This window comes from Rhodopirellula bahusiensis (assembly GCF_002727185.1).
Taxonomy (GTDB): Bacteria; Planctomycetota; Planctomycetia; order Pirellulales; family Pirellulaceae; genus Rhodopirellula; species Rhodopirellula bahusiensis.
On record NZ_NIZW01000024.1, the window covers coordinates 23,128 to 36,925 of the forward strand.

Sequence of the window (13,798 nt, forward strand, 5' to 3'; positions counted from 1 at the left end):
AGTGAGTCTTGGCGGGACGCTTCGCTTTATTGGCGAAGCATTGGTTGGATTCCGGGTGAGACCTGGACCACGCGAGATGCGGTTAGTCACGGTGGTGATCACCGTGCTAAAGGTTTGCAGTCAGCTGACCTAGCAATCGGCCCAGGTTCGGCCGTGGGCGACGTCGACTTTCAGTGGCACGTCGAGTTCCATCACGCTAGTCATGGCTTCGCGAATCATGTCCGACAGCGCGTCGAGTTCCTCGTCGGGGGATTCCAGTAGTAGTTCATCATGGATCTGTAGCAGCAGCCGAGCTTGCAAGTCGCTCTGCTTGAGTTGCTCGTGGACGCGTAGCATGGCCAGTTTGATCAGGTCGGCCGCGGTGCCTTGGATGGGCATGTTGATCGCAATCCGTTCCGGTTCGGTGAGGCTGCGTCGTTTCGATTCGGGCAATTTCGCCAGGTCGCGAACGCCTTTGATTTCTCGCCGTCGACCCAACATGGTTGTCACGTAGCCTTCGTTTCGGCAGCGGGCCAGCGTGTCCATCATGAACGCTTCGACGCCCGAGTAACGGCTGAAGTACAGCTCGATGTAATCGCGAGCCTCGTCGTTGCTGATGCCGAGCGTCTTGGCCAACCCAAACGGACTTTGCCCGTACACGATTCCAAAGTTAATCGTCTTGGCGATCCGGCGCAGATCGCTGGTCACGTCCGCTTCTTCGATCCCGTTGACTTCCGCGGCGACTCGCGTGTGGATGTCGGCGTCGTCGTGGTAGGCACCGATCAGGGCTTCGTCACCGCTGTAGTGGGCCAGCACTCGCAGTTCAATTTGCGAGTAATCGGCACCGAGCAACGACCAGCCTTCTCGGCCGGCGGTGAACGCGGCCCGGATCGCTTTGCCTTGTTCGGTTCGAATGGGAATGTTTTGCAGGTTGGGTTCACTGCTGCTAAGCCGGCCCGTTGCCGCGACGTCTTGCCGGAACGAGGTGTGGACGCGCCCGGTTTTCTCGCAGATCAATTGCGGCAAGGCATCGATGTAGGTGTTCTTTAGCTTGGTGGCTTGGCGGTACTGCAGCACGTGCTCGGCGATCTCGTGATTGACAGCCAATTGGCCCAAGACGTCCGCGTCCGTGCTGACTCCGGTTTTCGTTTTCTTGATCACCGGCAGCCCAAGTTCTTCGAACAGGACGACGCCGAGCTGCTTGGGGCTGTCGAGATTGAACTCGTGTCCAGCGGCTGAGAACACCAGCGTTCGCAGGTCCGCGATGTCCTTGTCGAATCGCTCGCTCATTTTGGCAAGGGTGTCGGCGTTGACGTGGATGCCGTTGAACTCCATTTCGGCGAGCACTTCGGTCAGCGGCATTTCGAGTTGATCGAACAACCCATCCAGCCCGGATGCATTGAGTTCGTCGCGGAGCGCGGGGGCGACTCGAATGGGCACGTCGACGTCTTCGCAGGCATAAGGCGAAACGTCGTCCACGGGGACTTGGTCCATCGTGATTTGTTTCTTGCCTGTTCCTATCAATTCTTTGATCGAAAGGTTGGTGTGATCGAGCCTGCGTTTCGCGAGGTCATCCAGGCCGTGGTTGCGGCCTCCTGAATTCAGCAAGTAGTCCGCGACCATCGTGTCCATTGTGATGCCACCGAGTTGGACGCCGGCCGAACGGAGCACGATCACGTCGAACTTGAGGTTGTGTCCGACCTTTTCGATCGCAGAAGACTCCAGGACATCGCGAAGAGTTTCGATCACGATCAATTCGTTGATCGCCGGATCACCCTCGGGGGCTCGGACGGGAATGTAGGCGGCTTCGCCGGGTTGCCATGCGATCGAGATGCCGACCAGGTCGCAGCCGCGAGCGTGAGTGCTGGTGGTTTCCGTGTCGATGGCCAGGATGGTTTGTTTGGCAAGTTCGACCGCGAGTGCTTTCAGTTCGTCTTCGTTGGTGATCGTCTGGTAGCGAGACTCCCAGACTGGTTTGGGTTCTTCGGGCGGTGCTTCGCCGCCGAGCAGTTCCGCGGCGCGGCTTCGCAGTCGACGGAAGCCAAACTCTTGCAGCAACGCGTCGACTCGTTCGAGGTCGGCGGCCGAGCGGACGCAGCGGTTCCAGGGAATCGGCGATTCGACATCGCGTTTCAGTTCGACCAGCTCACGCGACATCATCGCGGCGTCGCGGCCGTTCATCAGGTTCTCTTTGCGTTTCTTTCCCGAGATGGAGGAAGCGTTGTTGAGGATCTCTTCCAGCGTGTCGTGCTTTTCGAGCAATTGCTGGGCGATCTTGGGGCCGATCAGGGAGATGCCAGGAACGTTGTCGACGGGGTCACCGACGAGGGCCTGGTAGTCGACGACTTGGTCGGGACGAATTCCCCACAGCCCGAACAGTTCGGTGGCGTCGATCTCTTGGTCTTTGCGGATATTGTAGATCTTGGTTTGGTCGCTGATCAGTTGCCGGCAATCTTTGTCGCTGGTCACGATCAGACACCGGCCGCCGGCCGCTTCAACTTTGGCGGCGACGGTGGCGAGCAAGTCATCGGCTTCGAAACCGGATTGCTCGATGATGCCGATGCCCATCGCGTCGATGGCTTGGCGAATCAGCGGGATTTGCTGGCGCAGTTCATCGGGCATCGAGTCCCGGTTGGCTTTGTATTCGGGATACAGCTCGTTGCGGAACGTGACCTCGCTTTTGTCGAACGCGGCGATCAAGTAGTCCGGTTCTTTGCGAGAGTGCAGTTCCAGCATGTCGCCAACGAACCCATAGACGGCTGACACGGGCAGCCCGCCAGTGCTGGTCATCGGAGGCAACGCGTGAAAGACCTGGTAGATCAACGAGTGGGCGTCGACGACGACGACCAACTTGTCGGTCAGGTCTGGGATGGGGTCGTCGGTGGTTTCTGGAATGGGGCGTTGCAGGACAGCGGGCAAGGCATCGTCGGCGATGCGGACGGCGTCGTGACGTTGCTTGCGTTCTTCCGTTGTTTCGCGATCGGCTCGCGGGCCGGATTGCGAGGCGTCCTGGGGGGCTGTTTCAGATGCAGCCGATTCGCGTGTTGGTTGGGTGGAGCTGGTGGGCAGCGGCGTGACTCCTGTGCCCGCGACGGATGGAATGGGCGTGGCGTTGGGGCTGGGCGTGAATCCTCGCGTGGCGGACAGCTTGTTTGGGTCGCGCTCGGCAGTTGCGGCGGCCGCGGGTTTGTCAGCCGCGGATGGCTCGGGGGAGGCGATTGTCGGCGTGGATTCGGCGACTTGGTTGCTGGCGGATGGAGGCGTGTTGTCCGAGTTCGCGGCCGGAGGGCTGGGGGCCTCGTCGAACCCGCTGAACAGCATTTGGTCGTCGTCGTTCTGCTTGGGGCGAGGTCGGGATTTGGCCATGGGAACTGCGAAGAGGGTGGCGAGGCGTCGAGAAGGGCGTGTGCTGTTTGCGAAGCGGAGAGCATACCGCGATCGACCGAAACCGGGCAGTTTGAATGAGCGAAGTCGACGCGTTGATCGGCGAATCGCAAACGATTGTGCCAGTCGAAAGGAGCGTTGCCGGAAGCCGCGTGTCGCTCGCTGGGGCCCCCAGCGAGTTGCGTGTGGATGCCCGCTGGGGCTCCAGCGGGCTACGGTGAGTTGCAGAGTAGAACAGTTGTCTCAACTGTTTGCGTGTCGGGGTGCTGTCGTTGAAATGCTTGACGCGAACGTTTGGGCGGGTGAACGCGAGGCCGATGTGGATTGGCGTTTGAACGCCGGTTGACGGAACGATTGGGGACAATCGTTCTGCTCTGGTGCCGATTGTCGCCCATCGACTCCGCTCGATGGAGCTGCACCGCAACAACCTGTAGCTCGGTGGTCCCCACCGAGAGTTTTTATGCTCGTCTCGGTGGGGGACCACCGAGTTACGGTTGGGATACGCGGGAATCGGGTGGTTCATTCGGGGGTGAGGATGGCCCGGCTTGGGGTTGCACGGCAGTTTGTCGTCAAAATCGGACCAGGCCGGTGGGTTTGCGCGATCGCCCAGGCAGTTTCGGCGTGATTTCTGTGTCAAAAAGATGCGTTCTGGATCAACTCTGAATACAATTGCTGTTTGCAGAGGCAGGTGGTCCGCCGGTCTGAACCGGTCGGTGGTCCCTGTTCGTAGAGTCAACACGCAACGAATGCGACCCAAGTTGGTCCGACTGCCCTCGCACGGGCACTCCATCTCCTCCTACTCTTCATCGCCCCCATGGCCGCACGCGACGATTCAGTGATCCGAGGCAGCTTGATTGCCTGTCTGATTTTCCTGGTGCTTTCTTTGGCGCTCAACTTCTTCTTTTGGAGTTGGGGCAACACACAAGCCCAGACCGCCGCGACGGCGAAGGAAAGCTTGCAATCCCGCGGCACCGAACTGCAAACGATGCAGAGTGAGGCAACATTGATGAAAGCGATGTTGGGCGTGGGCGGGCTGACCCAGGCTCAATTCGACACGCTGACATCCAGCAGCGGTGACGATCCTGAGATGGAGATCATTGAGCAAAACTTTGCTCGCGACATGGCGTTGTTTGGTCCCGAAGTCGACCCGCAAAACCGCAACTATCCCGCGCTCCCGGACTTCCTGGTCAATGCGATTCGCAACCGAAACGTTCAGTACAGCCAGGCTCGTGAACAAGCAACGCAAATCCGTTCGCAGGCCGACAGCGACATCGAAGTGGCTCGCAAGGCTCAGGAAGTGGCCGAACAGAGTCGCGACGATGCGAACAAGAAACTCGAAACAGAACAATCCAAATTTGCCGAAGACCGTCAGCAAATGAAGCTGACGACGGAGCGAACCAGCGACAGCCTTCAAAAGAAGATCGCCGAGTTCACGACTTATCGAAACAAGGTCACCGCCGAGATCAACGAGCTTCAGCAACTGGAAACTCGTTTGTCAGGCACGATCGAGAACCAGCGTCAGGAACTCGTGCGACTGCGAAGCACCAACTTCGAAAGCACGCAAGGTTTGATCAGCTACGTTTACCGCGATGGCAACGTTGTGACGATCAACTTGGGATCGGCGGATGAGCTGACTCCGGGGGTCACGTTTGGTGTCATCGATGGCGACGAAACACGTCTGCAAGATGCGAAGATCAAAGCGACCATCCAAGTCACCAAGTTGTTGGGCGATCACCGTGCCGAGGCTCGCGTGGTGGCGTTCCCCGAGATCCGTTACCCGATCATCCCTGGCGACCAAATCTACTCGCCGTTCTGGTCGCCTGGACGTCGTGTGAAGATCGCTTTGATGGACAACATCGACATCGATGATGACAGCCGACCTGACACGACCGAGATCTCTTCGATGATCCGTGCGGCGGGTGCCGAAGTGGCCGCCATCTTGCGAACCGATGGAAGTCGTGAAGGCACGTTCGACAGCAGCGTGCGATTCTTGGTGATCGGCGAATCCGAACGATTGGACGATCAAGCGGGCAACGCCAGCGAAATCGCCGCGGTCGGTAAGGCCAAGGCGGAAGCGACCGAGAATGGGGTGACAATCATTCCAGCTTGGAAGTTGCAAGCTTACCTGAAGACGATCAACGACTCGCTGACAACGCCTCTCGGATCGGCCGTTCGCGGACGCGACTTCGCTCCGGAGAAATCAACGGCACCCAAGTCGTTGCCGACTAGCTTGCCGAAGATTTACACCGAGCAGCAAGAACGGATGCAACGCACCAACGACATCCTACGTCCGTAGTCGCGTCACCGTCGCCCATCGACTCCGTTCGATGGAGCTGCACCGCAACAACCTGTAGCTCGGTGGTCCCCACCGAGAGTTACTCCGCTCGCCGCAGGGCTCAGTTCCGCGTCAGGTCCCAGGCGTTTGCCCAGGTGGTCTGGGTCGATTTCATTCCGAATTCGTTTTCCAAGCGGTCGGCCATGTCTGGCAAGTGACCGGCTCCGTAGAACACTGCGACGTTCTCTTTGCCAGCGTCGAGCTCTTCCTTCAAAATCTCAAACGCCTTGCGGTTGCGACCTTTGATCAAGGTGTTCTCACCGTTGGCGTCGTCCATGCCCGCGGTCACCAGTTCAATGTCGACGAGTTGGCGAGCCATCGCTCGCTTCATGTTCTTGGGTCGGTCTTCACCGCTGAACATCGCCATTATCAAACCCGCGTCGCCGCCTGTTTTGGCTTGCGAAGCGATGCCGGCACCGAGCATCCTCGCCACCATTTTCCAAATGCTGTCGCCGCGTTTCTCGAGGTCCTCGACGAACTCGTCCGGGCTCATGTCCGCATGGCGAAAGTTCTCGGCCATGTAGTCGATCTTTTCGAGTTGGTACTCCAGGTTCAACATGTCTTTCATGCCAGTTTGAACCGAGGCCAGGATTGACCGACGTTTCTCCAGGTCTTCCGGGCGAATGCGAGTCCCATCGGGGGCCACCAATTCGTAAAGCACGGAATCGTACTTCGAAAGTTGTTCCTTCAATTCGGTGTAGTACTCGTCTTGGCCGATGTGAACGACGCCGACCAAGTCGACAATTGCACCGTCGTACTTGGTGCCGGGCTGGCCGACGAACTGAACCGTTGCGGTTTGCAAGGCATCTGGCTTGCCGTTGATTTCGTGAACACGAACGTACGCGGGCTCTTCGGCGACTTTCGCTTCTTCGGCCGGAGCGGGCTCGGTGTCTGTGGCTTTCGCTGATTCAGCTTCTGTTGTTTCAGCCTGTGCCGGCGGTTCGGCGACCGGGGCTTCTTGAGCGACGGCGGGTGCGAAACCGAAGCATGCACTCAAGCACACCGCCAAGCCGCTGGTGCGAACACGACGAGTCAGACTTGCCCAAGTGGTTTGGAAGGCGACCCGCAACGCTGAGAGTCGGGGAAGAAAATGGCGTTTCATCGAGATCGCTCAGAGGTCAGTAGGAAAGTGGCGGCCTGCTTTCACCATAGCGCCAGAATCGATTTCCGGCAAGCAAATGGTGTGCAGCGGGAGCAGAAGTCCAGCATTTCCAGGCGGGGAACGGGTTGCATGAGGGCGCGAGGCTGGCGGATCGTCGGGGCGTTTCAGGTTGTCGCGGCAGCCAACCGAGAGGGGGCCAGTTCGTCGAGCAAGCCCGACCAATCGCCCGCGATCATGGTTTCGCCCCACTTCGCTGCGATCATCACGCTGTTGATGCCGGATCCAATTCCCAGCATCGCGGTGCGGTCTTGAGCGGACAGGTCACCAGTGGCGGCCGCGGCGGCGACGGTCAGCGGCAACGCGACCGAGCCAGTGTTGCCAAGAGCCGGAAAGGAAACGCTGTCGCAAGATTCAGGCAACTGCATCGCTTCTAACATTCCAACTCGGTGTCTCGAGCCGACTTGATGACAAACGGAACGATCGATTTGATCGCGAGACCATCCGGATTGTTCGAGCAAGTCGTTCAACGCAGCCACACCCGTTGCGATTCCCTCGGCCATCAGGGTTTCGGAATCCGTTTCCATCAACGGTTGCATCCCCGCTCCGGCCGTGTCTTGGTCGCTTCGGCAGAGATGGTGATGTGCGGTGTGGGCGCGAGCGATCGCGTGTTCCAAAGTTGTGGCTTCGGGATGCAGGTCGCGATGGGTCAGCAACCACGCGCAGCTGCCTGATCCAATCGTCAGGGACGCGAACGCGGGTTTGACGGTTTTTCGAGTCAACTGCGTGTCCGCGTTCAGCGATGCGATCGTCGCTTCCATCAACGGTCGACTGTTCTCGGTTCCGACAACGATGCCGGCCGAAATCATTCCTGACTGAATCATGTTGGCGATTTGGACGGCGCCGTTCAGGACGCCCAAACAAGCATTGGATACGTCGTAGACCCAGCACTGAGGTGACAGCCCCAATTCGTGGTGCACGCGAGAGGCGGTGGCGGGTTCCAGGAAGTCGCGGCAGACGCTGGCGTGGATCAGGGCTCCGACTTGAGCTGGATCGATCGAGGCGGCTTCCAGAGCGTGTCGGCCGCTTTGAATGCTGGGGCCACTGGGGACGGTGCCCGGCTCCCAGACTCGCCGGCTGTCGATGCCGCTCATCATGGCCAGACGGCCTTCCGGCAATTTCAGGCGAGAGTAAAGCGGCTGCAGATCCTTCTCGATTTGTTCGCTGGTCCACTGTGCTTGCGGGATCGTGACACCGATCGATGCCAACGCGACGTCAGGAAAATGCACTGCTGCGGCCCTTTGAACCAAAGTTTTAAAAAAAATGCTTGGCTCTCATTGCCTGAGGCCATCTGAATCCGAGGGAACGGAAATTCCCCGATTGAGTGACCCAACGGTCGCGAAGCAGACTAACAGATTGCTTCCGTCGGTCGTATCACCAGTGCGGAGAAGCCTTGCGAGACCTGATCGCAAACAATCACCGCGAGCTTCGGTGATTTCGTAGGGTGTGGTAGGGTCCCGCAATTGCCTTTTGTGATGTTCGCTGCGACGCTGCGCTGCGGAAGGACGCTGGCCTGGCCAATAGGGTTCCGGCGGCCGTTCGTCATCCAAGCTGATTTGTGAGAGATCAGCCCGGTGGCGGAGGGGGAGGAAGTAGCCCTTTGTTTGGGGCGATGGAGTCCATCTCGAGGGCTCAGGATTTTCCGAAAACACTGCAGAAATTCGCGGTTTGCTAGCAAAAAACGCATTTGCTAGCACTACCCGTAGTGGTTCAAGGCCACTTTCTCACAATATATCGTTCTTGCTTGGTCATGTGAAACTCGGTCTCTAATCTCCCGCACATCAGACGCGACACCGTCGCCGCGCCGCCTTATCACGCACCTCATTGGAAAAGTCCGGGAAGCAAAACGACCAGGTTGTTTCATGAAGAGACAGGCTGGATGAACTCCCATGATCGCCCTTTTCCCTGCGAGTTGGCAGGTGGCATCGTGCGAATGAGTTCTCAACGTGTTTGCTGCTCGCTCGATTCAATTTTGCACAAGATTGCTGAATTGAATGCTTCGCCAGTGCGGTAACTATGAAACGCCGATACGAAGAGGATCTTCTCATGACGCGCAAGCCCCTGATTGGTTTAAACGCTGACTTCCGAGCCGCAGCTCGCAGCACCCCCGCGTTTGCTTACATCGCTTCGGGATACTTTCAAGCCATCATCGACGCGGGTGGCATCCCCGTTTTGGTTCCTCCACAAGCGGACGAAGAATCGGTTGGCCGCATCCTGGACGCCGTCGAAGGTTTCTTGTTCATCGGTGGCGGCGACTTGGACCCTCGCAACGACGGGTTCATGCTGCACCCCAGTGTTCATCCCATGGACGCGGCACGTGAAGCCAGCGACCGAATGCTGATGGCGGAAATCGCTGAACGCCGGATGCCTGTCTTCGGAATTGGCGTCGGCATGCAGTTGATCAACGTCCAACAAGGCGGCAACTTGTTCTTGCACATCAAAGAGGACTTGCCCGAAGCCGTGCCTCACTTTGACGCTCAAGACGTCAACCACCGTCACACATTGAACGTCGAAGGCGATTCGTTGATCGGCCGCGTCTACGGCGACGGCGAAATTCGCGTGACCAGCCGTCACCACATGGCAATCGACGAAGTCGCTCCTGGTTTCCGCGTCACCGCTCGCTGCCCCGACGGTGTGATCGAAGCCATCGAAAGCGAAATGATCGATTGGTTCGCTTTGGGAACTCAGTTCCACCCCGAATCCGAAGCGGCCTCCGCCTTGGACATCCGCATTTTCGAAGAGTTTGTTGACGCCGTTCGCGACCGGAACCAAGAGGCTCCCGCGAAAGAAGGCGACGAAGCCTATCGTTTGGTTGCTTGAGCTAGAAACCACACTACGGAGAGGATGTTGACGAATCGGACTTTTTGATCCCTTCCCACCGGGTTCGCTGCCCACGGTTGTCCCGCGAGAACCGTTTTCCGCCAAAGGATTGGCGGGCTGGCAGCACGGAAGCATCGCCTGATGCAGCGAACCCGGTGAGAATGGGACTCCTTCGCAGGAGTTCCTCGCCTTCAAGGATGAAGGTTGGCGGTGGTCACGGATTGACCTGATTGAAAACCGATTTGGCAACAAAACAAGTCACGGCTGACAAGTCCAACCGGGCACGTTCCAAAGGAGCGTGCCCGGTTGTTTTTTGGCCTCTCAGGTACCGATAGGGGTAGGGGAGTCCGGCTCAACCGGACTTCCCTACCCCTATCAGAGAGGTCGTGCAGTTTTATTTCACCCTCCCTTTGGGAGGGTCGGCACGCTTCGGGCCGGGGAGGGTTACGCGCTGGTTCCGATGCTCGACCCTCCCCTCGCTTCGCTCGACCCTCCCAGGGGGAGGGTGATGCTAAACGCTTGGCAACACAGCAGTTAAAAACTGCACGACCTCCAGACGCAGGATGGTTGCTGTAATTGCCCGGTGAGGGCCTCGCCGGGCTACGGGGTTAGTTAGGCGACAGACGATGGATTCGCGCAGCAAACAAGCTGCTCGGGTGGACCAGAGCAGCTTGGCGAAGTTTATTTGGCAGACCGACGGGCGGTCGAGCCTTGCTGATGATCGAGCTCAACCCGCAAAATGCGGGCGGCGATCAAACGCGGCGACGTTCTTTCAAGCGAACAGCCTTGCCGACGCGATCGCGGAGGAAGTACAGCTTGGCGCGACGGGTGACACCGCTGCGTTTGACTTCGACCTTTTCGATGCGTGGGCTGTGAACGGGGAACTTACGCTCCACGCCTTCGCCAGCCACGATGCGGCGAACATGGAACATTTCCTGAGCACCTTTGCCACTGCGGCCGATCACGACGCCAGTGAAAACTTGGATCCGCTCTTTGTTGCCTTCCAAAATCTTGGAGTGCACGTCCACGGTGTCACCGATTTCGAACTGGGGAACGCTTCCCTCTTCTTTTTGGTTGGCCTTGTCGACCATGTCCATGATGGCGTTGTTCATTTGAGAACCTCTTCGATGTTCAGGAGAGTTTGTTGGGGTGTTCTTGATTGTTGGTTGAATGCTCGGGCAGCAAATCGCGGCGACGGTCAATCGTTCTCGCCCGGCTTTGTTCGGCTCGCCAAGCGGCGATGGCGGCATGATCGCCGCTGAGCAGAACATCGGGGACGGTGTGGCCTTCGAATTCACGGGGCCGGGTGTACTGGGGGAACTCGAGCATCCGATTTCCTCGGCTGAACGAATCATCCAGGCTGCTTTGTTCATCGCCGAGCACGCCGGGCAGCAACCGGACGACAGCGTCAATGATGGTCATCGCGGCCACTTCGCCTCCGTTGAGGACAAAGTCGCCAATGCTGATCTCTTCGGGTTGGAGAATATCCAGCACGCGTTGATCAAATCCTTCGTAACGACCACACATCAACATGAGTCGGTCGCTGGTGGCGAGGTCTTCGGCCAACCGTTGGTCGAGCCGTCGACCTTGCGGGGTCAACAAAATCTTTCGAGCCGGGACATCGGCCATGGCGTCCACGTCCCGAACACAATTCACGGTCGGTTCGACCTGCAACAACATTCCGGGGCCGCCGCCGAAAGGACGGTCATCGACTTTGCGATGAGGGGTGTCTTCGGCCCAATCTCGGAGGTTGTGTCGCTGAATCTCAACCAAACCTCGAACAATCGCCTTGTCCAGCAAGCTTTGGGTCAGATAACCGTCAAAGATCGCGGGGAACAGGGTGACAACGTCGAATCTCACTCCGTGGTGGCTTCTGCAGCAGGAGCGTCGTCCGTCGAAGCTTCGGCGGCTGGTTCTTCCGCGGGAGCTTCTTCAGCAGGTGCTTCCGCAACCGGTGCGGCTTTTGGAGCGGGTGCTTCTGGTGGTGGGGTGTAATCTTTGCGACGACCGAGACGCTCGACGGCAGCCTTTTGGGCTTCCAGGTGCGAGCCTTCGGTGCCGTACTTTTTGATCAGCACAGCCACTTTGTCGCTGGGTTGAGCGCCAACGCCAATCCAGTAGTCGACGCGATCGGCTTTCAGCGTGGTGCGTGCATCGGTTTCGGGGCACATTGGATCGTAGGTGCCGAGTTCTTCGATCACACGACCATCACGTGGGTTGCGTTGATCCACTGCACAAACACGAAAGAAAGGACGGTGCGTACGTCCCATCTTTTTCATGCGAATTCTTACTGCCATGTCGGTCGTTTCTCCAAGGAATTGAGGTTGATTTCGGGGCTGAAGACAGAGGGCTGTACCTGCTCTGGTCTCGGCCCACTTCATCTCACTCAGCGTTTTTTACGTTTGAGTTTTCGTTTCAGCTTTTCGCGTTCTTTGCGTTGCTGGGCTTTCTCGGCCGGGGAAAGTCGTTTTCCCGTGCTCTGTTTTGTTTTCAAGCCGCCCATGCGGGGGTCGCCCGACATCGCGTTGGCTTGGATTTGACGCATCATCGCCATCCGATCGCCGCTGCCCTTCCCGGACATGGCTTGCATCATCGGCTTCATCACGTCGAATTGTTTGATCAATTGCGTGATGACTGGCGATTGAACGCCAGCTCCCTTGGCGATTCGGGTGCGACGGGTCGCATCGATCAGCTTTGGGTTTTTGCGTTCGGCGGGGGTCATCGAGTTGATCGCCCCGATGATTTGTCGGAGTTGGCCGCCGGCCGCTTCCGACTCCATCGCTTCTTTGAATTGGCCCATGCCAGGCATCAGGCCCATCATGCGTCCCATCAGCCCCGGTTGGGCGACTTTTTGCATCATGTTTTTGAAGTCGTCGAGCGAGAACTCGCCGCTGGCCATTTTGGCCTCCAGCTCTTCTCGTTCTTCTTCATCGACGATTCGGTGGGCTTCGCGAGCCGCGGCGACCATGTCGCCCATCTGCAAAATGCGGCTGGCCATGCCTTCGGGGCGGAAGGGTTCAAGAGCATCAAAGTGCTCGCCCGTGCCCATGAATTTGATCGGGACGCCGGTGACTTCTTTGACCGACAGCAATGCTCCGCCGCGAGCGTCACCGTCGAGTTTTGTCATCACGACGCCGTCGAGTTCCAACGCGTCGTTGAACGCACCAGCACTGTTGACTGCGTCTTGCCCGGTCATTCCGTCGACGACGAGGTAAACCTGGTCGGGGCCGACTTTTCGGTCGATCTTTTTCAGCTCGGCCATCAGTTCAGCGTCGATCGCCAAACGTCCGGCGGTGTCCAAGATCACAACGCGATTGCCATCGCGGCGGGCCATTTCGACGCCAGCTTGGCAGACCTTCACCGGGTCTTTGTGGTCGGTTTCCGCGTGGACGGGAACGCCGAGCTGCGAACCGATGACTTTGAGTTGCTCGATGGCGGCGGGACGCTGCAAGTCAGCCGCGACCAAAAGTGGCGTGATGTCTTGTTCTTGCAGCAGTTTCGTGAGCTTGCCGCAGGTGGTCGTTTTTCCGCTTCCTTGCAACCCGCATAGCATGATGACGGTCGGGCCATCGGCTTTCAGGTTCAGTGCGGAGTCGACTGGGCCGAGCGTTTCCACCAGCTCGTCGTAGACAATCCGAACCAGTTCTTCTTGTGGCCGAAGCGACAAAAGAACGCGTTTTCCGAGGGCTTTTTCGGAAACATGCCCCATGAAGTCCTGGACGACGCTGTAGCTGACGTCAGCTTCGAGTAGCGATTGTTCCACGATCTTCAGGCCATCGCGCATATTGCCTTCGGTCAGTTTGCCTTTACCAGACAAGCTTTTGAAAGCGGATTGCAGACCGTCGGAGAGGGAATCGAACACGCGTCGGAGGGGGCGGGCGAAAGGGTGGTTTTTTGAGGAAAGCCCGGCAGTTTATCCAAGATGCTGCGGTTTTGTAAATGGAGAGAACGGCGAATTCCGCTGGGAAACGTTTTCGGGGGACCGTAGGAGGTTTGGTTGTTCGTCTGACGGAGTTGCGTCGTGAATCATTCGGCGACGGGCCGGCGGACAACTGTCGTCGCTCCGCGACTGGTCGTGCGTGTTGGGGTGAGCCAACAACCGCGGAGCGGTGAGAGGGGGC

At 58.3% G+C, this 13,798-nt stretch carries 10 protein-coding genes; 3 read left to right on the forward strand and 7 right to left on the reverse strand.

Annotated elements, in window-relative coordinates; translation table 11 throughout:
- Window positions 1–129 precede the first annotated feature (129 nt).
- Entirely contained in the window at window positions 130–3,345 is a 3,216-nt protein-coding gene (gene polA, locus CEE69_RS24685; RefSeq protein ID WP_099263278.1) for a DNA polymerase I, read from the reverse strand.
- A gap of 95 nt (window positions 3,346–3,440) precedes the next feature.
- Between polA and CEE69_RS32580 the strand changes: the two genes are divergently transcribed.
- Together CEE69_RS32580 and CEE69_RS24690 are read left to right on the forward strand one after the other, a co-directional pair.
- On the forward strand, window positions 3,441–3,584 hold the full coding sequence (locus CEE69_RS32580) for a hypothetical protein (protein WP_158231072.1): 144 nt from the start codon (window positions 3,441–3,443) through the stop codon (window positions 3,582–3,584).
- Window positions 3,585–4,177: 593 nt separating this feature from the next.
- A complete protein-coding gene (locus tag CEE69_RS24690; protein ID WP_099263279.1) occupies window positions 4,178–5,659 on the forward strand; it encodes a hypothetical protein in 1,482 nt (493 codons plus the stop codon).
- 100 nt (window positions 5,660–5,759) lie between these two features.
- On the opposite strand, the gene CEE69_RS24695 is transcribed toward CEE69_RS24690, so the two are convergent.
- Window positions 5,760–6,800: a hypothetical protein gene (locus CEE69_RS24695; protein WP_233215607.1), complete on the reverse strand. Its 1,041-nt coding sequence runs from the start codon at window positions 6,798–6,800 to the stop codon at window positions 5,760–5,762.
- Between the two features lie 164 nt (window positions 6,801–6,964).
- Window positions 6,965–8,086 (reverse strand): 3-oxoacyl-ACP synthase III, encoded by a 1,122-nt coding sequence (locus CEE69_RS24700; protein ID WP_099263280.1) that lies wholly within the window; start codon window positions 8,084–8,086, stop codon window positions 6,965–6,967.
- 817 nt (window positions 8,087–8,903) lie between these two features.
- Between CEE69_RS24700 and CEE69_RS24705 the strand changes: the two genes are divergently transcribed.
- Window positions 8,904–9,677, forward strand: a complete 774-nt coding sequence (locus CEE69_RS24705) for a gamma-glutamyl-gamma-aminobutyrate hydrolase family protein (RefSeq protein ID WP_099263328.1) — start codon at window positions 8,904–8,906, stop codon at window positions 9,675–9,677.
- 752 nt (window positions 9,678–10,429) lie between these two features.
- Here CEE69_RS24705 and rplS read toward each other — a convergent pair.
- The 4 genes from rplS to ffh form a co-directional block, all read right to left on the reverse strand.
- Complete coding sequence (gene rplS, locus CEE69_RS24715; RefSeq protein ID WP_008654069.1) at window positions 10,430–10,789, reverse strand: 50S ribosomal protein L19; 360 nt, start codon at window positions 10,787–10,789, stop codon at window positions 10,430–10,432.
- Between the two features lie 19 nt (window positions 10,790–10,808).
- A complete protein-coding gene (trmD, locus tag CEE69_RS24720; protein ID WP_099263281.1) occupies window positions 10,809–11,537 on the reverse strand; it encodes a tRNA (guanosine(37)-N1)-methyltransferase TrmD in 729 nt (242 codons plus the stop codon).
- Entirely contained in the window at window positions 11,534–11,956 is a 423-nt protein-coding gene (rpsP, locus tag CEE69_RS33535; RefSeq protein ID WP_315852544.1) for a 30S ribosomal protein S16, read from the reverse strand. Before rpsP ends, trmD begins: the two co-directional genes overlap by 4 nt.
- Window positions 11,957–12,063: 107 nt before the next feature.
- Window positions 12,064–13,539 carry a signal recognition particle protein gene (gene ffh, locus CEE69_RS24730; RefSeq protein ID WP_099263282.1) on the reverse strand — a complete coding sequence of 492 codons (1,476 nt, stop codon included), beginning with the start codon at window positions 13,537–13,539 and terminating at the stop codon, window positions 12,064–12,066.
- Between the last annotated feature and the right edge of the window lie 259 nt (window positions 13,540–13,798).